Genomic DNA, 26,479 nt, shown 5'->3' with positions numbered 1-26,479 from the left:
GTCGGGGTCCGGACGCATAGGGTCGGGGTGTGGACAGGCGCATCTTCGGGCTTGAGAACGAGTACGGGGTCACCTGCACCTTCCGCGGCCAGCGGCGGCTGTCACCTGATGAGGTGGCCCGCTATCTGTTCCGCAGGGTGGTGTCGTGGGGCCGCAGCAGCAACGTGTTCCTCCGCAACGGCGCGCGGCTCTACCTGGACGTGGGCAGCCACCCCGAGTACGCCACGCCGGAGTGCGACAGCGTCGTCGACCTGGTGACGCACGACAAGGCCGGCGAGCGGATCCTGGAGGGGCTGCTGGTCGACGCCGAGCGGCGGCTTCGCGAGGAGGGCATCGCCGGCGACATCTACCTGTTCAAGAACAACACCGACTCGGCCGGGAACTCCTACGGCTGTCACGAGAACTATCTGGTGGGGCGGCACGGCGAGTTCGGCCGGCTGGCCGACGTGCTGATCCCGTACCTGGTGACCCGCCAGATCATCTGCGGTGCGGGCAAGGTGCTCCAGACGCCGCGGGGCGCGGTCTACTGCGTGTCGCAGCGGGCCGAGCACATCTGGGAGGGCGTGTCGTCGGCGACGACGCGGTCCCGGCCGATCATCAACACGCGGGACGAGCCGCACGCCGACGCCGAGCGGTTCCGCAGGCTGCACGTCATCGTGGGCGACTCCAACATGAGCGAGGCCACGATGCTGCTGAAGGTCGGCGCGACTGACCTGGTGCTGCGGATGATCGAGGCCGGCGTGGTGATGCGGGACCTGACGCTGGAGAACCCGATCCGGGCGATCCGGGAGGTCAGCCACGACATGACGGGCCGCCGGAAGGTGCGGCTGGCCAACGGCCGCGAGGCGAGCTCGCTGGAGATCCAGCGGGAGTACTTCGGCAAGGCCAAGGACTTCGTGGACACCCACGGCGGCGACGAGACCGCCAAGCGGGTGCTCGACCTGTGGGAGCGGACGCTGCGGGCGGTGGAGACCGGTGACCTCGGCCTGGTGGCGCGGGAGATCGACTGGGTGACCAAGTACCAGCTCATCGAGCGGTACCGGCGCAAGTACGATCTGCCGCTGTCGTCGCCGCGGGTGGCCCAGCTCGATCTGGCCTACCACGACGTGCATCGCGACCGCGGGCTGTACTACCTGCTCGAGAAGCGGGGGTCGGTGGAGCGGGTGGCGCGCGATCTGGACATCTTCGAGGCCAAGTCGGTGCCGCCGCAGACCACCCGGGCGCGGCTGCGCGGCGAGTTCATCAGGAAGGCGCAGGAGAAGCGCCGCGACTTCACCGTCGACTGGGTGCACCTGAAGCTGAACGACCAGGCGCAGCGCACGGTGCTGTGCAAGGACCCGTTCCGTTCGGTGGACGAGCGGGTCGACAAGCTCATCGCCGGCATGTAGCCGGTGCCGCGGGCCCGCCTCCGGTTCGTCCGGCGGCGGGCCCGCGCGTCCGGGCTCACACGCGTCCGGCGGGCCAGGCGTGTCGGGGGCGGGCCGCGGGCGTCCGGCGTGGCCTGCGGACGGTCCCGTGTCGGGCGGTCGGCTGGGGGTAGGGTGAGCGGCCAGTAACGGCCCCACGAGCCCCAGAAGGACCCCGCATGCGCCGTCGTCTCACCGCCTTGCCCGCGGCAGCCGTCCTGGCCGCGCCGCTTCTGCTGACCGCGTGTTCCGGCGCCGGGGACGTCATGGTGAAGGTGAAGGGGGACTACGGGCAGCGTCCGGAGGTGTCCTTCCCCAAGGGCGACCCGGCCGAGGGGCTGGCGGTGCGGACCCTGGAGGACGGCCAGGGGGCCGAGGCGCGCAAGGGCGACCTCGTCGTGGCCGACTACGTCGGCTACCGGTGGAGCAAGGACGGCAGGAAGCTGCTGGCCAGCAGCTTCGCCGGGGGGCGGCCCGGGGCGTTCCCGACGGGCCTGCTGGTGCCGGGGCTGGACCGGGCGCTGACCGGGGCGCGGCCGGGCTCGCGGGTGGTGGCCAAGATTCCGCCCGAGGACGGCTACGGCGACAAGGGCGACTCGGTGCACCAGGTGGGCGCCGACGACACGCTGGTGTACGTGCTCGACGTGCGGGCGGTCTATCCGCGGACGGCGGCGGCGAAGGGCGCGATGCGGGCGCCGTCCGGCGCGGGGCTGCCGCGGGTGGCGCCGGCGGCGGCGGGCGGGGCTCCGGCGATCACCGTGCCGCGGGCGGCGGCGCCGAAGGCCCTGCGGGCCTGCACCCTGATCGAGGGCGGCGGGCCGCGGGTCGGCAAGGGGCAGCTCCTGGCGCTGCAGTACGAGGGCGTGTTCTGGCGGGACGGGAAGGTGTTCGACTCGTCCTGGGCGGACGGGCGCGCGTCGGCCGCCACGATCGGCACCGGCCAGGTGATGAAGGGCTGGGACCAGGCGCTGATCGGGCAGAAGGTCGGCAGCCGGGTGCTGGTGGTGGTGCCGCCGGCGCTCGGGTACGGGGCCAAGGGGCTCGCGCAGGCCGGGATCAAGGGGAGCGACACGCTGGTGTTCGTGGTCGACGTCCTCGGCGCGCACGGGAAGTCCTCGGGCGACGCCGCGCCGGTCGAGGCCGGCTGCTCCTAGCGCCCCTACCGGCCGAACCCTCCGGTGCGTCCGGCCGGCGGGGGAAGGTCAGGGGAGCAGGGCGGCGGCGTGGCGTCCGGCGGCGGCGGCGGTGAGGAAGTAGGCCAGGTCCTGGTCCAGGCGGCGGCCCATCGTGGACAGCCGCACCCCCCAGTCCTGCTCGGCGGAGCGCAGGACGTCGTGCAGGCCGTCGACCGGGACCGGCACCAGGTCGTGCCGGTCGCCGAGCGGGGCGGCCTCGGCGGCGACCCGGGCGCCGAACGGGCCGCCGAGCTCGGGCACGGGGATCTCGGCGCGGGCCAGGGCGACGCGCCCGTAGGCGGTGAGGCTGTGGTGCGAGACGCCGAGGTGCCGCTCGCGGGCGTCGCCCTCGCTGACCCGCAGCGATCCGACCGGGCGGCCCGACAGCACCGACGCCGCGTTGACGGCCTCGCCCGCCGAGACCCCGGAGAACCCCCAGCGGGTGCCGGTGCCGAGGTTGCCGGGGCCCTGCGCCAGGACGATCACCTCGGCGTCCAGGACGAGCCGGGCGGCCAGCAGCCCGGTGTGGACGGTGACGGCCTCCAGGTCGCCGCCGAACGCCTGCCCGGTGGTGACGGTGGCGGCCAGCGCGCCCGCGTCCCTGAGCCGGGCGATCGACATGGAGAACCAGGCGGGCAGCGCGCCGCCGTCCGGCATCACGTACACCGCCCGGGTGCCGGGCCGGGCGGCCAGCAGCCCGGCCAGGATCGGCGGCAGCGCCGAGTGCAGGTCGGCGACGATCACCGGCGTCCCGTCCAGGGAGTCGGCTTCGCGCAGCAGCGCGTGGTGGGGGGAGTCCTGCTCGTCGGCGCCGAGGACGGTGGCCTGGAGCGGGGTGTAGCGGGCCTTGACCAGGTGGCCGGGGCCGGACGGGTCGGGGGGCAGCCGGTCGGGGATCGCGACGACCATCGCGTAGCCGCCGGTCCCCAGCCCCATCGCCAAGGCCGTAGTGTTGAGCAGGACGGTGTCGCCCGGCTCGGGCCGCCCCACCAACTCGGGGTAGGCCAGTGCGCGGTGCGTGCCGTCGTCCCCGATCGAGACGTTCAGCTCGACCGCTCCGGGCCATTCCCGGCGGATGCCTTCAACCGTGCCTTTACGCCATCGGATCACACGGGAAACGGTAGCGTCCTCAACGGGAGTACCGGGGAAGATCAGGCTCACCCGACGAAGAGGTGGTGGCGAAGTGTCGCGGCGCAAGACCGAGCGCCTGCTCAATCTGGTGGTCTGCCTGCTCGCCACCCGGCGTTATCTGACCGCCGAGCAGATCCGCCGGGCCGTGCCCGGCTATCCCGAGTCCGACGATGCGTTCAAGCGGATGTTCGAACGCGACAAGGAGGAGCTGCGCGAGCTGGGTGTCCCGCTGGAGGTCGGCAGCGACCAGGACGGCGGGGGCGGCGACGAGATCGGCTACCGGATCCCGCCGCAGGCCTACGAGCTCCCCGACATCCATCTGAGCCCCGACGAGGCCGCCGTGCTGGGGCTGGCCGCGCGGGTCTGGCAGCGCGCCACCATGGCCGAGGCCGCATCGGGGGCGCTGCTGAAGCTGCGCGCCGCCGGGGTGGAGACCGACGCGACGACCACGCTCGGCATCGAGCCGCGGGTCAACACCGCCGATCCCTCGTTCCCGGCGCTGTGGGAGGCGGTCCGCGACGGCCGTCCGGTCGCGTTCGACTACCAGGGCATCGGCCGGACGTCGGTCTCGCGCCGCCATCTCGAGCCGTGGGGCGTGGTCAGCCGCCGGGGCCGCTGGTACGTGGTCGGCCACGACCGCGACCGCGACGAGACGCGGGTGTTCAGGCTCAGCCGCATCACCGGCGCGGTCGCGGTGGACGGCCGTCCCGGCACGGTGACCGTGCCCGACGGTGTCGACGTGCGCCGGATCGCCTTCGACCGGGGCGACCGGGTCGCCGAGCCGCGTCCGGCGACGGTGCGGCTGCGCGCGGGCGCGGCGCAGGGCCCGCGCCGCTGGGCCAGGGACGTGCGCGACCTGGGCGGCGGCTGGGACGAGGCCACGCTGACGTTCCGCGACGTCGACCGGTTCGCGCCGTATTTGGCGCGGTTCGCCGACGACGTGGTGGTCCTTGATCCGCCCGACCTGCGCGAGGCGGTCATCCAGCAGCTCAAAGCGGTGCTGTCGGTGAGCGATGTCCCGGCGGACGCGGACGCGGATACGAATGCGGACACGGACAGGGACACGGACACGGTCCCGGCCGGGGCGGCCGGGGCGGCCGGGGCGGCCGGCACGGGCACGGGCATGGGGGCGGGTGGCCGATGAGCGGCGCGACGGGCGGCGGCAAGGCCGCCGCGACGACCTCCACCGGCCGGCTCGGCCGGCTGCTGGCCCTGGTGCCGTACGTGGTCAGCCGCGACTCGGTGGCGCTCGACCAGGCCGCGGCGGCGTTCGGGGTGAGCCAGAAGCAGCTCATCGACGATCTCAACCTGCTGTGGTGCGTCGAGCTGCGCGCGCCCGACCCGTACTGCCCGATCGACCTGTCCTACGAGGGCGGCGAGATCATCGTCACCGAGGCCGAGTCGATCGCCCGGCCGCTGCGGCTGAAGGTCGACGAGGCCAGCGCGCTGCTGGTGGCGCTGCGGATGCTCGCGGGCATCCCCGGCCTCCAGGACCGCGACGCGCTCAGCCGGGTGATCGCCAAGCTGGAGACGGCGGCCGGCGCCGCCGCCGAGGTCAGCAGCAAGGTGGCGGTGGAGGTCGACGCCGGCGGCGAGACCCTGGGCCGGCTGCGGCACGCGATCGGCGCGGGCCGCCGCGTCCACCTGGCGTACTACGTGCCGGCCCGTGACGAGAACACCGAGCGCGACGTCGACCCGATGCGGCTGCTGATGGTCGAGGGCAACGGGTACCTGGAGGGCTGGTGCCGCCGAGCCGAGGCGGTGCGGCTGTTCCGCCTCGACCGGATCACCGCGCTGGCCGTGCTGGACGTGCCCGCCGAGGTGCCCGACGGGGCCGAGCCGATCGACGTGGACGCGGGGCTGTTCCGGCCGTCCCCGGGCGACGAGAAGGTCACCTTCGAGCTGACCCCGCGCGGCCGGTGGGTGGCCGACTACTACCCGTGCGAGAGCGTCGAGGAGGTCGGCGAGGGGCGGTTGCGCGTGGTGCTGCGCACGCCCGACACCCGGTGGGTGCGGGGACTGGCGCTGCGGCTGGGCGATCAGGGACGGGTGGTCGCGCCCGCGTGGCTGGCCGCCGGGGTCCGCGACGACGCCGTCCGGGCGCTCGCCCGGTACGGCATGGCGTGACCGGGTCCGCTACGGTGGCGGACGTGGCGTGGGTTCCGGTGTCGGTGGTCTTGGGGTTCGTCGGTCTGGCCGTGCTCGGGTACTGCTCGTTCAGGGTCTACCTGGCGGTGCGGGGCCTCGGGCGTGAATTGGAGCGGACCAGGGCGCGGCTGGCCCCGAAACAGTCGGCTCTGCGCGATGAACTCCGGGATCTCGAGGACGCGCGCACGCCATACGGCTCCGGTGACGGCGTACGATCGTCATGAGAACCACTGCTGAAGAGGATGGACATGGGTAACTTTGGGACAGGCGAAATCCTGATCATTCTGGCCGTCGTCCTCTTGCTGTTCGGCTCGACCAAGCTTCCTCAGCTGGCGCGGTCGCTGGGCAAGTCGGCGCGGATCCTCAAGGCCGAGACCAAGGGCCTGCGCGACGACGACGAGGGCGAGACCGCCGCCAAGCCCGCCGCCGCGCCGGAGCCGGCCGCCGCGGCGCAGCCCGTCCCGCAGCAGGAGGCCGACGCGCGCGAGCGCGCCGCCCGGCTGCGCGAGGAGGCGGCCCGGCTCGAGCGCGAGGCCGCGGTGGCCGAGCAGGGGCCGCGCCGGCAGGGCGCGCTCGCCTCCGGCGAGCCGATCCAGGGCGTGCCGGTCTCGGACCCGAGCCAGGTCCGCAAGCCCTGAGCCTCCCCTCGCCCGAGCCGATCTGTGCCCGCATGCCAGCGCGGCACCCTAGCCCGAATGCGGCACGATGACGCTGTTGAGATCGAAGGCCGTCGACCCCGAGGGCCGGATGCCCCTCATGGACCACCTCCGTGAGCTGCGCAACCGGCTGGTCAAGGCCATCCTCGCCCTGCTCGTCGGGATGGTCATCGGCTGGATCTTCTTCCAGCCGATCTGGGACTTCCTCAAGGAGCCCTACTGCTCCCTGCCGCAGTCGCACCAGCTTGACCCGAACAAGTGCACGCTGGTCGTCAACACGATCTTCCAGCAGTTCTTCCTCAAGCTGAAGATCTCCGCGATCGTCGGCCTGGTCGTGTCGTCGCCGGTGTGGCTCTACCAGCTCTGGGCCTTCGTCGCGCCGGGGCTGTACCGGCGCGAGCGGCGCTGGAGCTACGTGTTCATCGGCGCGGCCGTGCCGCTGTTCCTGGTCGGTACGGCGCTGGCCTACCTGACCGTCGACAAGGGCCTCAAGCTGTTCCTCGGCGGCTTCGCGATCAAGGACGTCACCGCGCTGATCGCGGTCGACCACTACCTCGGCTACGTGCTCGCCATGCTGCTGGTGTTCGGCATGACGTTCGAGCTGCCGCTGTTCGTGGTGGTGCTGAACCTGGCCGGCGTGCTGAGCTTCCAGATGATCAAGAAGTCGCAGCGGCTCGCGGTCTTCGGGATCTTCCTGTTCGCCGCGGTGGCGACGCCGAGCGGCGATCCGTTCACCATGCTCGCCCTGGCGCTGCCGACCCTGGTGCTGTTCGAGGTGGCGGCGGTGCTGGCCTTCTTCACCGACCGGCGCAGGGCGCTGCGCGGCGACGCCGACGACGGGCTGTCCGACGACGAGGCGTCGCCGCTCGACCTGGAGAAGATCGACGCCGAGCTGGCCAAGGGCGACGCCGAGCTGGAGAAGGGCGACCGGCATGGGTGATCACCGAACGTCGTTCGGTGGATTTGTCCGGTGAACCCGGTCCCGAATTGGGAATCGGGCCGGTCCGAACCGTAGGCTCGAACCTATGACCACCCCCGACGCGTTGTCGGCCGAAGACTCCCCGGCGCAGCGGTACTCCGCGTACCGCAGGCGCACCGCCGGGTCCGGCCCCGCCCTGCTCGACTTCAAGACCCTGTACGACTTCGATCTGGACGCCTTCCAGATCGAGGCGTGCCAGGCCTTGGAGGACGGCAGCGGCGTGCTGGTCGCGGCGCCCACCGGGTCCGGCAAGACCGTGGTGGGCGAGTTCGCCGTCCACCTGGCGCTGACCGGCGGCGGCAAGTGCTTCTACACCACGCCGATCAAGGCGCTGTCCAACCAGAAGTACGCCGACCTGGTGCGCCGCTACGGGCCCGAGAAGGTCGGCCTGCTCACCGGCGACAACAGCGTCAACGGGGAGGCCCCGATCGTCGTGATGACGACCGAGGTGCTCCGCAACATGCTCTACGCCGGGTCCCAGACCCTCACCGGGCTCGCCTTCGTGGTGATGGACGAGGTGCACTACCTCGCCGACCGGTTCCGCGGCGCGGTCTGGGAGGAGGTCATCATCCACGTGCCGGACTCGGTCCGGATCGTGGCGCTGTCGGCGACCGTCAGCAACGCCGAGGAGTTCGGCGAGTGGCTGCACGAGGTGCGCGGCGACACCGCGGTGATCGTCGACGAGCACCGGCCGGTGCCGCTGTTCCAGCACATGCTGGTCGGCTCCCGGATGTACGACCTGTTCGTCGACACCGGCAAGGGCCGCGACCGGCAGGCCCGGCTGAACCCGCAGCTCACCCGGATGGCGGTGGACGAGGTCCGCCGCGCCAAGGTCAACCAGGGCCGCCGCACCGGCCACCGCCGCGCGGCCCGCCCGGAGCGGTACCGCCCGCCGGCCCGCCCGGACGTGATCGAGCGCCTCGACCGCGCCGGGCTGCTGCCCGCGATCACCTTCATCTTCAGCCGGGCCGGCTGCGACGCCGCCGTCCTCCAGTGCCTGCACGCCGGCACCCGGCTGACCTCCAAGGAGGAGGCCGAGGAGATCCGCGCGCACGCCGACCTGCGCACTGCCGACATCTCCCGCGAGGACCTGCGGATCCTCGGCTACACCGACTTCGTGTCGGCGCTGGAGCGCGGCGTGGCCGCGCACCACGCCGGGATGCTGCCCACCTTCAAGGAGATCGTCGAGGAGCTGTTCACCCGCGGGATGATCAAGGCGGTGTTCGCCACCGAGACCCTCGCCCTCGGCATCAACATGCCCGCCCGCACCGTGGTGATCGAGAAGCTCGACAAGTGGAACGGCGAGGCCCACGTCGCGCTCACCCCCGGCGAGTACACCCAGCTCACCGGGCGGGCCGGGCGCCGCGGCATCGACGTCGAGGGACACGCGGTGGTGGTGTGGGGCCCCAAGGTCGACCCCGGCTCGGTCGGCGGCCTGGCCAGCACCCGCACCTACCCGCTCAACTCCAGCTTCCAGCCGTCCTACAACATGGCGGTCAACCTGGTCGGCGCGGTCGGCGCCGACCGCGCCCGCACCCTGCTGGAGGAGTCGTTCGCGCAGTTCCAGGCCGACCGGGCCGTGGTCGGGCTGGCCCGGCAGGTCCACAAGAACGAGGAGGCCCTCGCCGGGTACGCCGAGGCCGCCGAGTGCCATCTGGGCGACTTCATGGAGTACGCGGCGCTGCGCCGCAGGCTGTCGGACCGCGAGGCCGAGATGTCCCGCGAGCGGTCCTCGGCCCGCCGCGCCGAGGCGGCCAGGTCGCTGGAGCACCTGCGGCCCGGGGACGTCATCCTGGTCCCGTCCGGGCGCCGTTCCGGCCTCGCGGTGGTGCTGGACCCGGGGGTCGGCCGCCGGTCCGACGGGCCCGCCCCGCTCGTGCTGACGGTGAGCCGGTCGGTGCAGCGGCTGTCGATCCTGGACTTCCCGCGCGCGGTCGAGCCGGTCGAGCGGATCCGCATCCCCAAGTCGTTCAGCCCCCGCAACCCGCAGGACCGCCGCGACCTGGCCTCGACCCTGCGCAACAAGGTCCCGCACGACCCCAAGGAGGGGCGCCGCGGCCGGGACGTCCCGGCCGCCGACGACCGCGAGATCGCCGACCTGCGCGCCGGACTGCGCCGCCACCCGGTGCACGGCTGCGACAAGCGGGAGGACCACGCGCGCTGGGCCGAGCGGTACTTCCGCCTCGAGCGCGAGACCGAGCAGCTCCGCCGCCGCGTCGAGGGCCGCTCCCAGGTGATCGCCCGCACCTTCGACCGGGTCTGCGCCGTCCTGGAGCAGCTCGGCTACCTGTCCGGCGGCGAGGTCACGGCCGAGGGCCGCCGGCTCGGCCGCATCTACAACGAGCTCGACCTGCTCACCGCCGAGAGCCTGCGCGACGGGCTGTGGGAGCGGCTCGACCACGCCGAGCTCGCCGCGTGCGTGTCGGCGCTGGTGTACGAGTCGCGGCAGTCCGACGAGGCCGCGCCGCCGCGCACCCCGACCGGGAACGTGCAGGACGCGCTGGCGGCGATGGTGCGGCTCTGGGGCGAGCTCGACGCGGTCGAGCGCGACAACCGGGTGTCGTTCCTGCGCGAGCCCGATCTCGGGTTCGCCTGGACCGCCTACCGGTGGGCCAAGGGCGATGACCTCGACGAGGTGCTGCTGGAGAACGACATGACCGCGGGCGACTTCGTCCGCGCCGTCAAGCAGCTCCTCGACCTGCTCGGCCAGGTCGCCGACGCCGCCCCGCCCAACAGCCACATCCGCAAGACCGCCCGCCGGGCGATGGACGCCATGCGCCGCGGCGTCGTCGCCTATTCCTCGGTCGCCTGAGAGGGGTCCGCCGGCGGACCCCGGCGGCCGGGGCGGGAGCCCGGGCGTGGTAGGCAGGTGATCATGGCCGTCTACGCGCTCGGGGACCAGGTCCCCGACCTCCACCCCTCCGCCTACGTCCACCCGCAGGCGACCGTCATCGGCTCGGTCGTCCTCGGGGCCGGCGCGTCCGTCTGGCCCGGCGCCGTGCTGCGCGGCGACTACGGCACCATCACCGTCGGCGCCCGCACCTCCGTCCAGGACGGCACCGTCGTGCACACCCGCCGCTACGCCACCGGCCTCACCCTCCTGCGGTCCTGACCGCCCCCCGCTCCGGGCGGGCGGGAAATCTCCCGGCCGTTCCTCTTGTTCTCCTAGCCATAGGGCCAATGAAGGGGAAGTGACATGGCAACCGTCAACCTGACCAGGGACACCTTCGACGACACGGTCGGGGGGAACGGCTTCGTGCTGATCGATTTCTGGGCGGCCTGGTGCGGACCGTGCCGGTCGTTCGCGCCGGTGTACGAGCGGGTGTCCGAGCGCCACCCCGACATCGTGTTCACCAAGGTCGACACCGAGGCCGAGCCGGAGCTGGCCGCCGCGTTCGAGATCGGCTCGATCCCGACGCTGGCCATCGTCCGCGACAAGGTGGTGCTGTACAGCGAGCCCGGCGCGCTGCCGGAGGCGACGCTGGAGGACCTGATCACCCAGGCCCGCGGGGTCGACATGGACGAGGTGCGCCGGGAGGCCACCGCGACGGGCTGACATCCCGCACGTCCGGGCGGCCTCTAGGGTTGCGGGACCGGCACCAGTGCGAAAGGACGGTTCCATGACCGAGGCGGAGCCCTTCACCGAGGACGTCGTACGCCAGATCGCGCGGCACATGAACCAGGACCACGCCGCCGACTGCCTGCTGATCTGCCGCGCGCTCGGCGGGCGGCCCGAGGCGACCGCCGCGCGGATGACGGGTATGGACGCCGACGGGCTCGACCTCGCCGCCGCGGTGGAGGGCGGCGAGGCGGTGGTGCGGGTCCCGTGGAGCGGGCGGCTCACCGAACGCGCCCAGGTCCGCCGCGAGGTGGTGCGGATGTACGGCGAGGCCAGGGAGCTCCTCGGGTCGGCTCCGCCGGAGGCGCACTGACCCTCCCACTGGTCGTCCCGACGTGGCGTAGGTAAAGTAGCCGACGTCACGTCGGAAACCTCGCCGCGAGGCCTTCCGTTCGAATTTAGGCAAGGCTAGCCTAACTCGAAGACCGGGATCCGGCGGGAGAGGGAGGATGGACATGGCGGAGCCGGACGAGGCGTTCTCGGCCCAGCTGCGGGCGGCCACCTGGAGCGACCACGGCGACAACGAGGGCTCCTCCTACATGAGCGCGCTGGTCGGCGGGCGGCTCGGGCGCGAGGAGTACGCCGTGCTGGTCGCGCAGCTTCACCCCGTCTACGACACGCTGGAGCGCGCCGCCGCCGAGCGGATGGCCGCCGACCCGGTGGCCGGCCCGTTCGCCTTCGCCGACCTGTGCCGCCGCGATGCGCTGGAGGCCGACCTGGCCTTCTACTACGGGCCGGGCTGGCGCGAGCGGCTCGCGCCGAGCGAGGCCACCCGCCGCTACTGCGACCGGCTCCGCGAGATCTGCTTCGACTGGCCCGGCGGCTTCGTCGCCCACCACTACACCCGCTACCTCGGCGACCTGTCCGGCGGCCAGTACATCGGCAAGCAGGTGCAGCTCCGCCTCGGCCTCGGCGCGGACGGCGACGGCGTGCGCTTCTACCGGTTCCCGGGCAAGCCGAAGGGCTACAAGGACCGCTATCGCGCGCTCCTGGACGCCGCGCCCTGGGACGCCGCCGAGCGCGAGCGGATCATCGCCGAGGTCAAGACCGCCTACCGGCTGAACGCCTCGGTCACCGAGGCCCTCGGTCGCGAACTCAAGATCCCCGCCGCCTGACGAAACGGATCTACAACGTAAAGGCAGTGGGCCGGGTCACCGCTCGCCGCGGCCCTGCGCGAACGCGCGGAGCCCGTGCAGGTCCACCACGGTGATCCGGCGCCAGCCGGTGCGCACCAGCCCGCGCCGGCGCAGGTTGTTGAGCGCCCGCGCCACGGTCTCGCGGGAGGCGTCCATCCAGCTCCCGAGCTCTTCCTGGGACAGCGGCGGCGCGATGTCGATCCCGCCGTCCGGGCCGGGCGGGCAGTGCCGGGCCGACAGCTCGGCCAGGTCGGCCAGCAGCAGCGCCAGGCGCTGCGCGCCCTTCGCCGACACGTGCGCCTGGAGCCGCCGGGTGGCATCGTCGAGCCGCCGTACGAAGTTGCTGCTGACCAGCAGCCACACCCGCGGATGCGCGTCCAGGAACCCGGTGAAGCGGGCGGCGGGCACCACCAGCGCGCGGACCGGGCTGAGCGCCGTCACGCTCGCCGAGCGGAGCCGGCTGCCGAGCACCGCGCTCTCGCAGACCAGGTCGCCGGGCCCCCGCACGGCCAGCACCACGTCGTGGCCGTTCTCGGTGGAGGAGGTCACTTTGGCCCAGCCGGCCTCGATGATGATGATGTGGTCCGACTCGTCCCCCTCGTAGCAGAGCGGGACCTTCGGGGCGAAGCCGCGCGGGCGGGACACCGCCCGCAGGGCGACGCGCTCGGGTCCGTCGAGCGCGTCCCAGAAGCCGTCCCCCCGCCCGGGGGAGGAGACCTCGGGCACGGCCGCGGCCGGAGCGTCGAGCGGTGCAGAAGCCCTTTCGATCACTGGGGGTCCGTTTTCTGAGTCCTCCGCGGGCGGAGGCTCGCGGTTCGGGGCGTGGTCATCTCCAGCGGACCCGCGGCTCCCGCGGCGTTCCCGGCGTCCCGCCCTGCCGGCGTCCACTGCCTGCCTGTCCAGGAAAGCCCCCCATTGATCGCGATGCTGCTACCGCGGACACGGGTTGTCTGCGTCTTCTGACACACTGACCGGATCTCCGGTCAGGACGGCAGTGCGTTGAGGAGGCGGTTGACCGGGCCGTCCAGGTTCCACCGCTCGGCGAGCTCGACCAGCGCCGCGGGATCGCGCGGCGCGGCCGGCAGCCGGTCGTCCAGCCCGCGCAGCTCGGGCGCGCCGATGTCGGTGACGACCCGCACCACCGTCTCGGCGGACGCCAGGTAGTCGCGCGCCGCCTCCATCTTGCGCCGCGCCCCCGCCGGGAAGCCCGTGTCGGACCCGGTGTCCAGCGCGGCCAGGATGGCCTCGACCGACCCGAACCGGGTGACCAGCGCCGCCGCCGTCTTGTCGCCGACGCCCGGCACGCCCGGCAGCCCGTCGCTCGGGTCGCCGCGCAGCGTGGCGTACTCGGCGTAGCCGCGCCCCGGGATGCCGTACTTGGCCGCGACCTCCTTCTCGCCCATCACCTGGAGGTTCCTGATCCCGCGCGCGGTGTAGAGCACCAGCACCGGGCCCCGCTCGTCGACGAGCTGGAACAGGTCGCGGTCGCCGGTCACGATGTCGACGGGCCCGTCCGCGGCGCCCCGCACGGCGAGCGTGCCGATCACGTCGTCGGCCTCGTAGCCCGGCACGCCCGTCCTGGCGAGGCCGAACGCGTCGAGCACCGCGTCGATGACCGGCAGCTGCGCCGACAGCGCGTCGGGCGTCTGGTCGCCGCCGTCGTCGGCGACCCGGTGCGCCTTGTACGAGGCCAGCGCCGCGACGCGGAACGCGGGCCGCCAGTCGGCGTCCATGCAGCACACGACGCGTTCGGGGGACCGGTCCCGAACCAGCCTCGCGATCATGTCGAGCAGCCCGCGGACCGCGTTCACCGGCGTCCCGTCCGGCGCGGTCACCGATTCGGGCACCCCGTAGAAGGCGCGGAAGTACAACGACGGCGTGTCCAGCAGCATGAGCCCGCTCATGGCCCACATCGTCGCACGCCACCGTCCGGGTCGGGACGCGACGCGGCGGGCCCGGGCGGCGGCCCGCCGGCGGGCACCGCGCGCCCGGCGCCGCCCGGTCAGGTGAGCTTGACGGCCAGCAGGCAGGTGTCGTCGTCGGGGTTGGCCGCGCCGAGCGCCCGCAGGACGTGGTCGATGACGCCGTCGGGGCCCGCCATGGGACGCTCCTCCACGGCGGCGCGCAGCAGCGCGAACCCGTCGCTGAGGTCGCGGTCGCGCCGCTCGACGAGCCCGTCGGTGTAGAACAGCAGCAGGTCGCCGCCCTCGAGCCGCGTGGTGGCCAGCTCCAGGCGCGGATGGTCGAGCACGCCGAGCAGGACGCCGTCGGGGGCCTCGAGCAGCCGCGCGGTGCCGTGGCGGAGCAGCACCGGCGGCGGATGCCCGGCCTGCGCCCACGTCAGCGTGCGCGGGCCGGGCCGGTAGACGGCGGCGATCGCGCTCGCGGTGAGCGACCCGTGCCGGTCCATCAGCAGCCGGTTGAGCCAGCCCAGCAGCCGGTCGGGCGGCTCGCCGGTGCAGGTCAGGCCGCTGAGCGCGTTGCGCATGCGGGCCATCGCGGCGGCGGCGGCCAGGCCGTGCCCGGACACGTCGCCGATGGCGAGGAAGACCTCCTCGTCCGACAGCGCCGCCGCGTCGTACCAGTCGCCGCCGACCCGGGTGTGCCGCTGGGCCGGCAGGTAGCGGACGGCGGCCCGCATACCGGGCAGCGTGCGGGCGCCGCGGGGGAGCGGCAGGATCGCGCGCTGGAGCTCCACCGCGATGTGCCGCTCCTCGGCGATGTGCCGGCGCTCGCGCTTGAGCTGGAGCCGGGTCGCGGCGAGCACCTCGTCGGTGCGGCGCCGCTGGCTGACGTCCTGGAACACCGTGTGTAGCGCGACCGGCGCGCCGAGCGGGTCGAGGATCGGCTCGGCCATCACCCGCAGGTGCCGCAGGTCGGGCCCGGCCTGGACGCGCAGCTCGACCTCGGCGGGCTCGCGGCGGCCGAGCAGGGTGCGCATGAGCTGCTCGGCCTTCGGCAGGTCCTCGGGCACCACGTGCTCGGCGAGCCGCTCGAGCGCCAGCGGCCCCTCGGTCCGGGGCCGGCCGAAGATGGTGTAGAGCTGCTCGGACCAGCGGACCTCGCCGGTCAGCAGGTCCCAGCGGCTCCAGCCGAGGTTGCCCAGGCGCTGCGCCTGGGCCAGTTGCGCGGCCAGGTCGGCGGTGTCGTCGTGGAAGCGCCAGCTGGCCAGCACGCCGCCGCCGAGCCGGCACGCCCGCACGCTCAGCGTGGCCGGCACCACCCGGCCCGCGTCGATGCTGGCGTAGTCGCGCGGGCCCCGGCGCAGCGGCGTGCCGGTCTCGAGCACTTCCACGTACGCGCCGAACAGGCCGGACAGCCCGAGCCCCGGGTAGCTCTCCAGCAGCCGGACGCCGATGATCTCGTCGCGGTGGCGCCCGAGCAGGTCGGCGGCGTCGGCGTTGACGGCGTCGACCTGGAAGTCGACCACGGTGCCGTCCCGGTCGCGGATCGGGGACATCAGGGCGCTCGGCGCCTGGGTCGTGTCGAGGACCGCGCGCAGCCAGGGGGCGTCGGCGCCGCCGGTCGCGGGCGCCAGCTCGCCCAGCCGCCGCGCGCACGTCGCCAGAACCGCCAGGACGTAGCGGCGGGTGCCGTCGTCGGTGACCGAGCCGAGCGTCCAGCCGATCTCGGCGGCCCCGATGATCCGGCCGCCGGCGACCAGCGGCAGGCACGAGTGCGGCCCCTCGTGCCCGGCCGCCGCGCCGACCAGGGCGAGCGCGCCGGGGTCGGCCGACCAGACCGGCGTCGCCTCGCGGACGGCGCGGACCAGGCCGATGTCGCTGTGCGGCGGGATCCGCGCCCACTCGGAGACCACGTGCGCGGGCAGGTCGTGCGCGCCCGCGACCCGCAGCGCGCCGTCGGGCTCCAGCAGTGTGAGCAGTGCGGACTGCGCGCCGAGCCACCCGAGGGCCTCCTCGGTGAGCCGCCGCGCCAGCTCGTCGGCACTGCGGCACGCGGCGAACGCCGCGGCGGCCAGATGACGGGCGGCGGCGAGCGGCGCCGGCAACGGCCCGATGTCGTCGGACGCGGCGGCGCGCCCGGCCGGGCGCGCGCCGTCGCCGGGCGGGCCGCCCTGCGGGGGAACGGACGCCGAGAGGGGCGCCGGGTCGGACGCCCCGCCCTGCGCCCCGCCCGACGTGCCGCCCGACGTGCTGCCGGGTGGGGGCGGCGCCGCGGAGGCGCCGGGCGGCTCCAGGTAAGTGGCGGGCTCGAAGACCGTGCCGCGCGGGCGGGCCGCCGCGTCGGCCGGGGCGTCGGCGTCGGTGCCCAGCAGCAGCGCGGCGGCGACCGCGGGCTCCACGGCGGCCTCGACGGCCAGCTCCAGCAGATGGTCGTAGGCGGTCTCGATGCCGCAGCCGTGCCGTTCGGCGAGCAGCCCCTTGGCCTGCTCGATCACGGTACGGGCGCGCCATGCGCTGCGCTCGGCCTGCAATTCCAGGCGGAGCCGTTCGATGGTGGCGGCCAAGGCGACGGTCTGGCTCTGGTGCATCGGCGGCTCCGGCGGGGGCGCGGTTACCGGGCGGGCCCCGGCCGGGCCGGGCCCCTCCCGGCGCGACGGGACCAGGCGGGACTTGCCATCCTGGTGTCGTGCCCGAAGTGCGCGATCCTGTATCGGAGCACCTACGGAATGTAACAGTACCTGGTCATAGGGGAGGGAGGAAGTGGTATTTCCGTCGTGCGGCCCCGTGTCGCGGCCGGAGCACCACTACCGAGAATGGAGACGGATGTGACAAAGGAGTTGTATCCGCGTGAGCGGCTCGGACGCGTCCAGGAGGAGGCGGCGCGCGCGGGACTGGGCGCACTGTTCCTGACGCCCGGCCCCGACCTGCGCTACGTCACCGGCTATGACGCGCTTCCCCTCGAGCGGCTGACCTGCCTGGTGGTCCCGGCCGAGGGCGAGGCGTTCATGGTCGTGCCGCGGCTCGAGCTGCCCGCGGCGCGGGAGTCGCCGGCGGGCGGCCTCGGCGTGGAGCTGGTGCCCTGGGACGAGACCGACGACCCGTTCGCGCTCGTGGCGGGCCGGCTGCCGGGCGGCCTGGCGAAGGTGGGCGTGGCCGACCGGATGTGGGCGGTCATGGCGCTGCGGTTCCGCGCCGCGCTGCCGGGCGCCGAGCAGGTCGCCGCCGGGCGGGTGCTGAGCGGGCTGCGGATGCGCAAGAGCGCCGCCGAGATCGCGGCGCTGCGCGAGGCCGGCGCGGCGATCGACCGGGTGCACGCGCGGGTGCCGGGGTTCCTGAAGGCCGGCCGCACCGAGCGCGAGGTGGGCCGGGACATCGCCGACGCCATCATCGCCGAGGGGCACGCCGCGGTGGACTTCGTGATCGTCGGCTCCGGCCCGAACGGCGCCAGCCCGCACGCCGAGCTGTCGGACCGGGTGATCGGGGCCGGTGAGCCGGTGGTGGTCGACATCGGCGGGACGATGCCGAGCGGCTACTGCTCGGACTCGACCCGCGACTACTGCGTGGGCGAGCCGCCGGCCGACTACCTGGCCTATTACGAGGTGCTGAAGGAGGCGCAGCAGGCGTCCTGCGACGCGGTCCGGCCGGGCGCGACGCCCGAGGCGGTCGACGCGGCGGGCCGCGAGGTGATCGCGGCGGCCGGGTACGGGGAGTACTTCATCCACCGCACCGGCCACGGCATCGGGCTGGAGACGCACGAGGAGCCCTACATCGTGGCAGGCAACACCGAGCCGCTCGAGGCCGGCATGGCGTTCTCGATCGAGCCGGGCATCTACCCCGGCCCGCACGGCGCGCGCATTGAGGACATCGTGGTGTGCACCGCCGACGGGCACGAGCGGATGAACCGCACCGGCCGGGGGCTGGTGGTCGTCGGCTGAGCGGAATCCGGACGCGGCGTGGCCGCTTCCGGACACGCGCGGACGGCGCGCGGGCGGGCGTGCCGAGGGGGCGCGGACGGCCGGCGCCGGGGGCGCGCGGACGCGGGCGGGGGCCGGACGGCCCCCGCCCGCGTCATGTCTGGAACGAGCAGATAACGATCTCTGCACCAAATGTGACGACGGCCACTGTTGATCTTGCGGCGGGGCCGTCCGGCCCTGTACTTCCTTGGGGTGTTCCGCGGGGGGCGCCGATGCGCGAGCCCCGCGTCGCGGGCGGACATCCGGGGCCCGACCCCGGGCGGCGCCCGACGCAGCCGTGCAGGACGAGGAGGAGACGCCGTGGCAGAGGTCGCCCTGACGGGCGTCGGGAAGGTCTATCCCGACGGGACCCGTGCCGTGACCGACCTGAACCTCACGATCGCCGACGGGGAGTTCCTCGTCCTCGTCGGCCCCTCGGGTTGCGGCAAGACGACCGCGTTGCGGATGGTCGCCGGGCTCGAGGACATCTCGGAGGGGACGGTCACGATCGCGGACCGGGAGGTCAACCGGGTGCCCGCGCGCGACCGCGACGTGGCGATGGTGTTCCAGAGCTACGCGCTCTACCCGCACCTGTCGGTCCGCGACAACATCGGGTTCGGGCTGTCGCTGCGCCGGATCCCCAAAGCGGAGATCCGGGAGAAGGTCGACAAGGCCGCGCAGACGCTCGGGCTCACCGAGCATCTGAGCCGCAAGCCGCGCAACCTCTCGGGCGGTCAGCGGCAGCGGGTCGCGATGGGGCGTGCGATCGTCCGCGAGCCGCAGGCGTTCCTGATGGACGAGCCGCTGTCCAACCTGGACGCCAAGCTGCGCGTCCAGATGCGCGCCGAGATCGCCCGCATCCAGCGCGACCTCGGCGTCACCACCGTCTACGTCACGCACGACCAGACCGAGGCGATGACGCTCGGCGACCGGGTCGCGGTGATGAAGAAGGGGCACCTCCAGCAGGTGGCCGCGCCGCAGGAGCTCTACGACCGGCCGGCGAACCTGTTCGTGGCCGGGTTCATCGGCTCGCCCGCCATGAACCTGCTCCAGGGCAGGCTGACCGGCGACGCGGAGGACCCGCGGATCGAGGTCGGCGGCCAGACCCTGGCGGTGCCGGGACGGGTGCTGCGCGAGCGGCCCGCCCTCGCCGCCTACCTCGGCCGCGACCTGGTCGTCGGGATCCGCCCCGAGGACATGGAGGACTCCGAGCTGGCCGCCGCCGGCGCCGGCGGCGGGGCGTCGCTGACGTCCACCGCCGACCTGGTGGAGGCGATGGGCTCGGACGTCCTGGTGCACTTCGCGGTCGAGGCCGCCCAGGTCGTCACCGAGGACACCAAGGAGCTCGCCCGCGACGCGGGGACCGACGTGCTCGGGCACCTGGAGGCGCCCCGCACCGACCTGGTCGCGCGCTTCAGCCCGCGCACCCGCGTCAAGGTCGGCGACCCGGTGACGATCCAGGTCGACACCGGCCGCCTGCATTTCTTCGACATCGAGACCGGCGCTTCGATCTGGGAGTCGGCCGCCGGTTCGCCCAGGGAGGACGAGGTATGAGGGTCAGCAGGCGTCTGATGAGCCGGCGGGTGGTGAGCGCCGCCGTGGTGGCGGGCCTGCTCGCCTCCGCCGCGGCGTGCGGCGGCGGGGACGACGACAAGGGCGACGGGGCGGCGCCCGCGGGCGGCGGCGAGCTCAAGGGCACCAAGATCGAGATCGCGGCCAAGTGGACCGGGCCGGAGGAGGCCAACTTCCGCAAGGTCCTCCAGGCGTTCGAGAAGAAGACCGGCGCGACGGTCACCTACGCCTCGACCGGGGAGAACACCGACGCCTACCTCGGCCCGCGGCTGGAGGCCAAGAACCCGCCGGACGTGGCGGTCCTGCCGCAGCCGGGGCTGATGCAGCAGTACGCGGACAAGGGCGCGCTCAAGCCGCTCGCCGCCGACGTGGTGAGCGAGGTCGACAAGAACTTCTCCCCGTACTGGAAGGAGCTCGGCTCGGCCCAGGGCAAGCCGTACGCGGTGCTGGTCAAGGCCGCCTACAAGTCGATCATCTGGTATCGGACCGAGGCGTTCTCCAACGCCGGGGTGCAGCCGCCGCAGACCTTCGACGACCTGGTCTCGGTCGCCGGCACCGTCCAGGACTCGGGCACCACCCCGTTCGCGCTGGCCGCCGGGGCGCAGGACTCCTGGACGCTGACCGACTGGTTCGAGAACGTCTACCTGTCGCAGGCCGGGCCCGAGCAGTACGACAAGCTCGCCAAGCACGAGATCAAGTGGACCGACCCCTCGGTCGGCACCGCGCTGGAGACCCTGGCCAAGATCTGGGGCAAGCCGGACCTGATCTCGGGCGGCGTCGCCGGGGCGCGGCAGACCAAGTTCGACGAGTCGGTCACCCAGACGTTCGGCCAGCAGAAGGCCGCGATGGTCTACGGCGGCGACTTCGCCGCGGCCAACATCGCCACCACCAAGGCCAAGGTCGGCACCGACGCCAAGGTGTTCCCCTTCCCCAAGGCCGGGCAGGTCGCCCCGGCCGTCCTCGGCGGCGACATCGCCGTCGCGCTCAAGGACGGGAAGGGCGGGCAGGAGCTGCTGAAGTTCCTCGCCTCGTCCGAGGCGGGCAAGGTCTGGGCCGGGCTCGGCGGCTACCTGACGCCGAACAAGGGCGTCGCCCCGGACGCCTACTCCGACCCGGTCGCCAAAGAGCTGGTCGCCCAGATCCTGAAGTCCGGCGACGCGGCCCGCTACGACCTGTCCGACCTGGCCCCGGCCGCGTTCGGCGCCACGCCGGGCAAGGGCGAGTGGGAGGCGCTCCGCACGTTCGTGCAGAAGCCGACCGACGTCAAGGGCACGCAGGCCAAGCTCGAGGCCGAGGCCGCGAAGGCGTACAAGAGCTAGAGGACCCTTCATGAAGGCCGAAGACAGCGCGCCGCACGAAGACGTGCCGCACGACAAGGTGCCGCCGGCGGACCCGGCCGGCGGCACCGCCGCCGAAACCGAACCCGCGGCCACCGGCCGCCGCCGCGGCGGCGGCCGGGCGGGAGGGATCGCGCCGCCGTCCTGGCTGGCGCTGTTCTTCCTGATGCCCGCGCTGCTGCTGCTCGGCTTCCTGGTGATCTACCCGATCGTCTTCTCGGTGATCCGCAGTTTCCTGGACGCGTCCGGGGACTCCTTCGTCGGGCTGGACAACTACACCGGGATCTTCCAGGGGCACGACAACCTGGTCGCGGTGCGCAACACCGCGGTCTGGGTGGTGTTCGCACCGACCGTGGTGACCATCTTCGGGCTGCTGTTCGCCGTGCTCAGCGAGCGGATCCGCTGGTCGACCGCGTTCAAGCTGGTGGTGTTCATGCCGATGGCGGTGTCCTTCCTCGCCTCCGGCGTGATCTTCCGGCTGGTGTACCAGCAGGACCCCGACAAGGGCGTGCTCAACGCCGTGGCCGTGGGCGTCCACGACACCATCAAGGGCGGTACCGGCTACCCGGGCGCGGGCCCGCACGCCAAGACCGCGCTGGTGCGCGCCGACGGCGGGGCGGTGGTCACGACCGGCGCGTTCGGCGCCGGCCAGACCGCGCTCGTCCCGCTGCTGCGGGTCAAGCCCGAGAACCTGCCCAAGGACGCCAAGCCCGCCGCGCAGCCGCCCGCCGCCAAGGCGGGCCAGGTGACCGGCACGGTCTGGTTCGACTTCACCAAGGGCGGCGGCGGCGAGCTGGACAAGCCCAACACCGGCGAGAGCGGGCTGCCCGGCGTCCGGATCGAGGCGGTCAGCGGTGGCAAGGTGGTCGCCAAGGCCACCAGCGCCGCCGACGGCACCTTCACGTTGAAGAAGCTGCCGTCCGGCTCGGTCACGCTGAGGCTGCCGGAGGACAACTTCACCGCCCCCTACGGCGGTGTCCAATGGCTCGGCGGCACCCTCATCACCATCTCGATCATGGTGGCGTACCTGTGGGTGTGGGCCGGCTTCGCGATGGTGCTGATCGCCGCCGGGCTCGCCGCCATCCCCCGGGACGCCCTGGAGGCGGCGCGGGTGGACGGCGCGACCGAGGGGCAGGTGTTCCGGCGGGTCACCATCCCGCTGCTGGCGCCGGTCCTGGTCGTGGTGCTGGTGACGCTGGTCATCAACGTGATGAAGGTCTTCGACCTGGTGTACATCATCGGCGGCGGTGATCCGACGGCCGGCGTGCTGGCCCTGCGGATGTGGACCGAGTCGTTCGGCGGGGGCAACGACCCCGGGGCGGGCAGCGCGATCGCGGTGCTGCTGCTCCTGCTGGTGGTGCCCGCCATGCTGTTCAACATCCGGAGACTGCGGCAGGAGCGCTCATGAGCACCGCGGGAACCCAGGCGGGCACCGCCGCGGACGCCCCGCGTCCCGGTGCCGGGAGCGCGGCCGGCGCGCCCCGGCGCAGCGTGGTGGCCCGCGTCGTCGGCCGCGTCGGCGGCGGCGCCGTCCAGGCGGTGCTGGCCGTCATCGCGCTGTTCTGGCTGGTGCCGACGTTCGGGCTGCTCATCGCCTCACTGCGGTCCAACGAGGACAACAACGGCGGCGGCTGGTGGCAGGTGTTCAGCAAGCCGTCGCAGCTCACCTTCCAGTCGTACTCGGCGCTGCTCGACAAGTCCGACTTCGTCGACTCGTTCTGGAACACGGTGCTGATCACGGTGCCCGCCACCACGCTGGTGGTGGTGATCGCCTCGCTGGCCGCCTACGCGTTCGCGTGGCTGGAGTTCCCCGGCCGGGACTGGCTGTTCCTGCTGGTGGTGGCGCTGCTGGTGGTGCCGGTCCAGCTCGGGCTGATCCCGGTCGCCAAGCTGTACGGGCAGATCGACTTCGGCGGGTTCAAGATGGCCGGCTCGATCACCGGCGTGGTGCTGTTCCACGTCGCGTTCGGGCTGCCGTTCGCCATCTTCCTGCTGCGCAACTTCTTCGCCGCGATCCCGCGCGACCTGCTGGAGGCGGCGCGGATGGACGGCGGCTCGGAGTGGACGATCTTCCGGCGGGTGGTCTTCCCGCTGGGCGGCCCGGCGATCGCCTCGCTCGGCATCTTCCAGTTCCTGTGGGTGTGGAACGACCTGCTGGTGGCGCTGGTGTTCGCCGACCCGAGCTCGCAGCCGATGACGCAGTGGCTCCAGTCGCAGATGCGGCAGTTCACCGGCAACATCGACGTCCTGGCGCCCGGCGCGTTCCTGTCGCTGATTATCCCGCTGGTGGTCTTCTTCGCCTTCCAGCGCTACTTCGTGCAGGGGGTGCTGGCGGGCTCGGTGAAGTGACCGCGCCCCGCGTCCGGACGTGACGGTGCCCGCGCCCCTCCCCGGGCGCGGGCACCGTCACGTCGGCGTGCTCACGGCTTCTTGGCCGGCGCCTTCCCGGTGTCGACCGGCGGGGTGTCGGCCGCCTCGGCGGGGGCCGCCGGGGCGAGCCCGATGGCCAGGCCGCTGGCGGGGTCGAAGAAGTGCAGGCGGCGGGTGTCGACGGCCAGGCTGATGTCCTGGCCGGGCCGCACGTTCGAGCGGGCGTTGACGCGGGCCGTCCACAGCGCCTTGTTGTCGGTCAGCGGGATCGCCATGTCGGTCTCGCCCTCGGTGGCGTCCTCGGCCAGGTCGGCGGTGTCCTTGTGCTCGACCGGGGGCGCGTCGATGGCGAAGATGACGTTGATCTCGCTGCCGAGCTCCTCGGTGACGCTGGAGCGGGCCGCCATCGGCGCCCATTCCGGCTTGGCGTGCGCGGAGTCCTCGAAGTCGGAGGGGCGGACGCCGAGGATGAGCTTCTTGCCGAGCCAGTCCTCCAGCCCGGGGCGCTCGGCCAGGACCGCGTCCGGGACGGGCAGGGTGTAGCCGGCGAACGCGACCTGCGCGCCGCCGTCGCCGCGGGTGAGCTCGGCGGTGGCGAAGTTCATCGCGGGCGAGCCGATGAAGCCCGCGACGAACAGGTTCACCGGGTTGTCGAACAGCCGCTGCGGGGTGTCGACCTGCTGGAGCCGGCCCTCGCGCAGCACGCAGACCCGCGAGCCGAGCGTCATCGCCTCGACCTGGTCGTGGGTGACGTACACGGTGGTGACGCCGAGCCGCTCGTGGAGCTGGCTGAGCGAGGCGCGCATCGAGACGCGCAGCTTGGCGTCCAGGTTGGACAGCGGCTCGTCCATCAGGAACGCCTGCGGCTGGCGGACGATGGCGCGGCCCATCGCCACGCGCTGCCGCTGGCCGCCCGACAGTGCGGCGGGCTTGCGGGCCAGGAACTGCTCGAGGCCGAGCATCTTGGCGGCGTCGAGCACCTTCTCCTTGATCTCGGACTTGGGGGTGCCGCGCAGCTTCAGCCCGAAGGCCAGGTTCTGCTCGACGGTCATGTGCGGGTAGAGCGCGTAGTTCTGGAACACCATCGCGATGTCGCGGTCCTTGGGCGCCAGGTCGTTGACCACCCGGTCGCCGATGGTGACCTCGCCGCCGCTGATCTCCTCCAGGCCGGCGACCATCCGCAGCGCGGTCGACTTGCCGCAGCCCGAGGGGCCGACCAGCACCATGAACTCACCGTCGCGGATCTCCAGGTCCAGCCCGTCGACTGCCTTGACGCCGCCGGAGTACACCTTGTCCACGCCGTCCAGCACGATCTTGGCCATCAGATCCCCTCTCGATGGAAACGTTTCCCATCAATCCCTGTCCAGCAGGGCATTCGTACCAATGGGTGGATTAAACATCATGGAAACGTTTCCAGAGAAAGGTCCGTTGTGGGAAGATCGTGGCGGCCCGCGGTGGTGGGCCGGGACGGGAGGCGGAGCGTGGCGCAGGGGCGGCGGACGGCGACGATCAAGGACGTGGCCGCGGCGGCGGGGGTCGGCATCGCCACCGTCTCGCGGGTCTTCTCCGGCACCGGCTCGGTGAGCGCGCCGACCCGCGCGCGTGTGCTGGCCGCCGCGGCCGAGCTGGACTACCGCCCGAGCGCCCTCGGTCGCGGCCTGAAGCTGCGCAGCAGCGGCGGCATCGGCCTGGTGGTCCCCGACGTCACCGACCCGTTCCGCGCCGAGCTGATCGCCGGCGTGCTGGCCTGCGCCGCCAGCCTCGGCGAGCACGTGGTGCTGGACGTCTCGCATGGCGACGCGGCGCGCGAGGCCGAGATCGTCGACCGGCTCGTCGGGCAGCGGGTCGACGGCATCATCGCGATCCCCGCCGGCGAGACGGCCGAGTGGCGCGCCGCCGCCGGCGTCGGGGCCAGCGTGGTGTTCGCCGACCGGGCCCTGCCGGGGCTGCCGGAGATCCCGTCGGTCCGGGCCGACGACGGCGCCGGGGTCCGCGCGCTCGCCGAGTACCTGGTGGGCCTCGGCCACCGCCGCGTCGCCTTCCTCGGGGCGGCGGCGCCGCGGGCGGTCCAGGGCGTGCGGGAGCGGGCCTTCCGCACGGCCCTGGGCGAGCTGGGCGTCCCGGTCGACGAGGACCTGGTCGTGACCGCCCGGCCGTCCCGCGACAGCGCCTACGCCGCGGCGGCGGGCCTGTTGCAGCGGCGGCAGGACGCGACCGCGGTGCTGGCGGCCGGGCACCTGCTCGGCGAGGCGGCCGTGCTGGTCGCCCGCGAGCTCGACCTGCGGGTGCCCGCCGACGTCTCGATCGGGATGGTCGACGACGCGCCGTGGGCCGAGCTGTGCGACCCGCCGCTGACCGCCGTCGCGCGGCCCGCCCACGACATCGGCTACCGCGCCACCGAGCTGCTGCTGCGCGACCGCAGCCGCCGGGGCCGGACCGGGCCGGTGCTGCTGCCGACCGAGCTGGTCGTCCGGGGGAGCTGCGGTCCGCCGAGGACGGGGCGGGGGCCGGGCCGGGGGACGGGACGCGGCGGCGGGCGGGGGCCCGGGCGCGCCTCCTGACCTGCCCGGGGCCCCGCCCGCGCGCGATGGCGCCGATCTGTGATACCCCGAGGGGTCGGCAGGGCGCCCGCGGGCACGCTAGATTTCCGGGGTGGAGGAGATCGATCGTCAGATCCTGGCCCTGCTCGCCGACGACGGCCGGATGAGCTTCACCGATCTGGCCAAGGAGACGGGGCTGTCGGTATCGGCCGTGCACCAGCGGGTGCGGCGGTTGCAGAAGCGCGGCATCGTCACGGGCTTCACCGCCCAGCTCGACCACCAGCAGATCGGGCTGCCGCTGACCGCGTTCGTGTCGATCAAGCCGATCGACCCGGCCGCGCCCGACGACGCGCCCGAGCGGCTGGAGGGCCTCACCGCCATCGAGGCGTGCCATTCGGTGGCGGGGGAGGAGAGCTACATCCTCAAGGTGCGAGTGGCCTCGCCGAACGAGCTGGAGGAACTGCTCCAGCAGATCCGCGCCGCCGCCAACGTCGCCACCCGCACCACGGTCGTGCTCAGCACCCCCTGGGAGGGCCGCCGACCGTCGCTGTGA

General features: G+C 73.4%; 23 protein-coding genes. 18 read left to right on the top strand and 5 right to left on the bottom strand.

The window, feature by feature from the left end; genetic code table 11:
- The first annotated feature begins 29 nt into the window (after window positions 1–29).
- Together pafA and QP090_RS33050 are read left to right on the top strand one after the other, a co-directional pair.
- The gene (gene pafA, locus QP090_RS33055) at window positions 30–1,388 is read left to right on the top strand and encodes a Pup--protein ligase (protein ID WP_285943592.1); all 1,359 of its coding nucleotides are present in this window, start codon (window positions 30–32) and stop codon (window positions 1,386–1,388) included.
- 197 nt (window positions 1,389–1,585) lie between these two features.
- Entirely contained in the window at window positions 1,586–2,560 is a 975-nt protein-coding gene (locus tag QP090_RS33050; protein ID WP_285943591.1) for an FKBP-type peptidyl-prolyl cis-trans isomerase, read from the top strand.
- Between the two features lie 48 nt (window positions 2,561–2,608).
- On the opposite strand, the gene QP090_RS33045 is transcribed toward QP090_RS33050, so the two are convergent.
- Complete coding sequence (locus QP090_RS33045) at window positions 2,609–3,691, bottom strand: DUF3866 family protein (RefSeq protein ID WP_285943590.1); 1,083 nt, start codon at window positions 3,689–3,691, stop codon at window positions 2,609–2,611.
- A gap of 73 nt (window positions 3,692–3,764) precedes the next feature.
- Here QP090_RS33045 and QP090_RS33040 point away from each other — a divergent pair, with 73 nt between their 5' ends.
- The 9 genes from QP090_RS33040 (at window position 3,765) to QP090_RS33000 (ending at window position 12,229) form a co-directional block, all read left to right on the top strand.
- Window positions 3,765–4,856 carry a helix-turn-helix transcriptional regulator gene (locus QP090_RS33040; protein ID WP_285943589.1) on the top strand — a complete coding sequence of 364 codons (1,092 nt, stop codon included), beginning with the start codon at window positions 3,765–3,767 and terminating at the stop codon, window positions 4,854–4,856.
- A complete protein-coding gene (locus QP090_RS33035) occupies window positions 4,853–5,839 on the top strand; it encodes a helix-turn-helix transcriptional regulator (RefSeq protein WP_285943588.1) in 987 nt (328 codons plus the stop codon). The genes QP090_RS33040 and QP090_RS33035 overlap by 4 nt, the downstream gene beginning before the upstream one ends.
- A gap of 269 nt (window positions 5,840–6,108) precedes the next feature.
- Window positions 6,109–6,498, top strand: a complete 390-nt coding sequence (gene tatA / locus QP090_RS33030) for a Sec-independent protein translocase subunit TatA (protein ID WP_285943587.1) — start codon at window positions 6,109–6,111, stop codon at window positions 6,496–6,498.
- Window positions 6,499–6,565: 67 nt separating this feature from the next.
- Window positions 6,566–7,456 carry a twin-arginine translocase subunit TatC gene (tatC, locus tag QP090_RS33025; RefSeq protein ID WP_285943586.1) on the top strand — a complete coding sequence of 297 codons (891 nt, stop codon included), beginning with the start codon at window positions 6,566–6,568 and terminating at the stop codon, window positions 7,454–7,456.
- Between the two features lie 85 nt (window positions 7,457–7,541).
- On the top strand, window positions 7,542–10,307 hold the full coding sequence (locus QP090_RS33020; RefSeq protein ID WP_285943585.1) for a DEAD/DEAH box helicase: 2,766 nt from the start codon (window positions 7,542–7,544) through the stop codon (window positions 10,305–10,307).
- 63 nt (window positions 10,308–10,370) lie between these two features.
- Window positions 10,371–10,607, top strand: coding sequence for a gamma carbonic anhydrase family protein (locus tag QP090_RS33015; RefSeq protein WP_285943584.1), 237 nt, complete (start codon window positions 10,371–10,373; stop codon window positions 10,605–10,607).
- A gap of 84 nt (window positions 10,608–10,691) precedes the next feature.
- Entirely contained in the window at window positions 10,692–11,051 is a 360-nt protein-coding gene (locus tag QP090_RS33010) for a thioredoxin family protein (RefSeq protein ID WP_285943583.1), read from the top strand.
- Window positions 11,052–11,115: 64 nt separating this feature from the next.
- Window positions 11,116–11,427, top strand: a complete 312-nt coding sequence (locus tag QP090_RS33005) for a DUF2470 domain-containing protein (RefSeq protein WP_285943582.1) — start codon at window positions 11,116–11,118, stop codon at window positions 11,425–11,427.
- 142 nt (window positions 11,428–11,569) lie between these two features.
- Window positions 11,570–12,229 (top strand): biliverdin-producing heme oxygenase, encoded by a 660-nt coding sequence (locus QP090_RS33000; RefSeq protein ID WP_285943581.1) that lies wholly within the window; start codon window positions 11,570–11,572, stop codon window positions 12,227–12,229.
- A 36-nt stretch (window positions 12,230–12,265) separates the two neighbouring features.
- Here QP090_RS33000 and QP090_RS32995 read toward each other — a convergent pair whose 3' ends face one another.
- From QP090_RS32995 to QP090_RS32985, 3 genes are all read right to left on the bottom strand, one after another.
- Window positions 12,266–13,021 (bottom strand): Crp/Fnr family transcriptional regulator, encoded by a 756-nt coding sequence (locus QP090_RS32995; RefSeq protein WP_285943580.1) that lies wholly within the window; start codon window positions 13,019–13,021, stop codon window positions 12,266–12,268.
- 212 nt (window positions 13,022–13,233) lie between these two features.
- Window positions 13,234–14,154, bottom strand: coding sequence for a 5'-3' exonuclease (locus QP090_RS32990; protein WP_285943579.1), 921 nt, complete (start codon window positions 14,152–14,154; stop codon window positions 13,234–13,236).
- A gap of 98 nt (window positions 14,155–14,252) precedes the next feature.
- Entirely contained in the window at window positions 14,253–16,742 is a 2,490-nt protein-coding gene (locus QP090_RS32985; protein WP_285943578.1) for a SpoIIE family protein phosphatase, read from the bottom strand.
- Between the two features lie 237 nt (window positions 16,743–16,979).
- Here QP090_RS32985 and QP090_RS32980 point away from each other — a divergent pair, with 237 nt between their 5' ends.
- From QP090_RS32980 to QP090_RS32960, 5 genes are all read left to right on the top strand, one after another.
- Entirely contained in the window at window positions 16,980–18,089 is a 1,110-nt protein-coding gene (locus QP090_RS32980; protein ID WP_285943577.1) for a M24 family metallopeptidase, read from the top strand.
- 339 nt (window positions 18,090–18,428) lie between these two features.
- Window positions 18,429–19,661: an ABC transporter ATP-binding protein gene (locus tag QP090_RS32975; RefSeq protein ID WP_285943576.1), complete on the top strand. Its 1,233-nt coding sequence runs from the start codon at window positions 18,429–18,431 to the stop codon at window positions 19,659–19,661.
- The gene (locus QP090_RS32970; protein ID WP_285943575.1) at window positions 19,658–20,998 is read left to right on the top strand and encodes an ABC transporter substrate-binding protein; all 1,341 of its coding nucleotides are present in this window, start codon (window positions 19,658–19,660) and stop codon (window positions 20,996–20,998) included. Before QP090_RS32975 ends, QP090_RS32970 begins: the two co-directional genes overlap by 4 nt.
- Window positions 20,999–21,008: 10 nt before the next feature.
- Window positions 21,009–22,424, top strand: a complete 1,416-nt coding sequence (locus QP090_RS32965) for a carbohydrate ABC transporter permease (RefSeq protein ID WP_285943574.1) — start codon at window positions 21,009–21,011, stop codon at window positions 22,422–22,424.
- Complete coding sequence (locus QP090_RS32960) at window positions 22,421–23,365, top strand: carbohydrate ABC transporter permease (RefSeq protein ID WP_285943573.1); 945 nt, start codon at window positions 22,421–22,423, stop codon at window positions 23,363–23,365. The genes QP090_RS32965 and QP090_RS32960 overlap by 4 nt, the downstream gene beginning before the upstream one ends.
- 71 nt (window positions 23,366–23,436) lie before the next feature.
- Here the strand turns inward: QP090_RS32960 and QP090_RS32955 are convergent, their stop codons facing one another.
- A complete protein-coding gene (locus QP090_RS32955; protein WP_285943572.1) occupies window positions 23,437–24,708 on the bottom strand; it encodes an ABC transporter ATP-binding protein in 1,272 nt (423 codons plus the stop codon).
- A 159-nt stretch (window positions 24,709–24,867) separates the two neighbouring features.
- Between QP090_RS32955 and QP090_RS32950 the strand changes: the two genes are divergently transcribed.
- Both QP090_RS32950 and QP090_RS32945 read left to right on the top strand, forming a co-directional pair.
- Window positions 24,868–25,947, top strand: coding sequence for a LacI family DNA-binding transcriptional regulator (locus tag QP090_RS32950; RefSeq protein ID WP_285943571.1), 1,080 nt, complete (start codon window positions 24,868–24,870; stop codon window positions 25,945–25,947).
- 91 nt (window positions 25,948–26,038) lie between these two features.
- Window positions 26,039–26,479: an Lrp/AsnC family transcriptional regulator gene (locus QP090_RS32945; protein WP_285943570.1), complete on the top strand. Its 441-nt coding sequence runs from the start codon at window positions 26,039–26,041 to the stop codon at window positions 26,477–26,479.

Origin of the sequence: Actinomadura xylanilytica, from assembly GCF_030283145.1 — a bacterium.
Classification (GTDB): Bacteria; Actinomycetota; Actinomycetes; order Streptosporangiales; family Streptosporangiaceae; genus Spirillospora; species Spirillospora xylanilytica.
This window is presented reverse-complemented; position numbering and strand designations above follow the sequence as displayed.

What these genes read in the sequence shown, in the direction of transcription:
- QP090_RS33050 (WP_285943591.1), top strand. Translation starts at nt 1,586, where the DNA reads ATGCGCCGTCGTCTCACCGCCTTGCCCGCGGCAGCCGTCCTGGCCGCG.
- QP090_RS33035 (WP_285943588.1), top strand. Translation starts at nt 4,853, where the DNA reads ATGAGCGGCGCGACGGGCGGCGGCAAGGCCGCCGCGACGACCTCCACC.
- tatA (WP_285943587.1), top strand. Translation starts at nt 6,109, where the DNA reads ATGGGTAACTTTGGGACAGGCGAAATCCTGATCATTCTGGCCGTCGTC.
- tatC (WP_285943586.1), top strand. Translation starts at nt 6,566, where the DNA reads ATGACGCTGTTGAGATCGAAGGCCGTCGACCCCGAGGGCCGGATGCCC.
- QP090_RS33020 (WP_285943585.1), top strand. Translation starts at nt 7,542, where the DNA reads ATGACCACCCCCGACGCGTTGTCGGCCGAAGACTCCCCGGCGCAGCGG.
- QP090_RS33015 (WP_285943584.1), top strand. Translation starts at nt 10,371, where the DNA reads ATGGCCGTCTACGCGCTCGGGGACCAGGTCCCCGACCTCCACCCCTCC.
- QP090_RS33010 (WP_285943583.1), top strand. Translation starts at nt 10,692, where the DNA reads ATGGCAACCGTCAACCTGACCAGGGACACCTTCGACGACACGGTCGGG.
- QP090_RS33005 (WP_285943582.1), top strand. Translation starts at nt 11,116, where the DNA reads ATGACCGAGGCGGAGCCCTTCACCGAGGACGTCGTACGCCAGATCGCG.
- QP090_RS33000 (WP_285943581.1), top strand. Translation starts at nt 11,570, where the DNA reads ATGGCGGAGCCGGACGAGGCGTTCTCGGCCCAGCTGCGGGCGGCCACC.
- QP090_RS32990 (WP_285943579.1), bottom strand. Translation starts at nt 14,154, where the DNA reads ATGAGCGGGCTCATGCTGCTGGACACGCCGTCGTTGTACTTCCGCGCC.
- QP090_RS32985 (WP_285943578.1), bottom strand. Translation starts at nt 16,742, where the DNA reads ATGCACCAGAGCCAGACCGTCGCCTTGGCCGCCACCATCGAACGGCTC.
- QP090_RS32970 (WP_285943575.1), top strand. Translation starts at nt 19,658, where the DNA reads ATGAGGGTCAGCAGGCGTCTGATGAGCCGGCGGGTGGTGAGCGCCGCC.
- QP090_RS32965 (WP_285943574.1), top strand. Translation starts at nt 21,009, where the DNA reads ATGAAGGCCGAAGACAGCGCGCCGCACGAAGACGTGCCGCACGACAAG.
- QP090_RS32960 (WP_285943573.1), top strand. Translation starts at nt 22,421, where the DNA reads ATGAGCACCGCGGGAACCCAGGCGGGCACCGCCGCGGACGCCCCGCGT.
- QP090_RS32955 (WP_285943572.1), bottom strand. Translation starts at nt 24,708, where the DNA reads ATGGCCAAGATCGTGCTGGACGGCGTGGACAAGGTGTACTCCGGCGGC.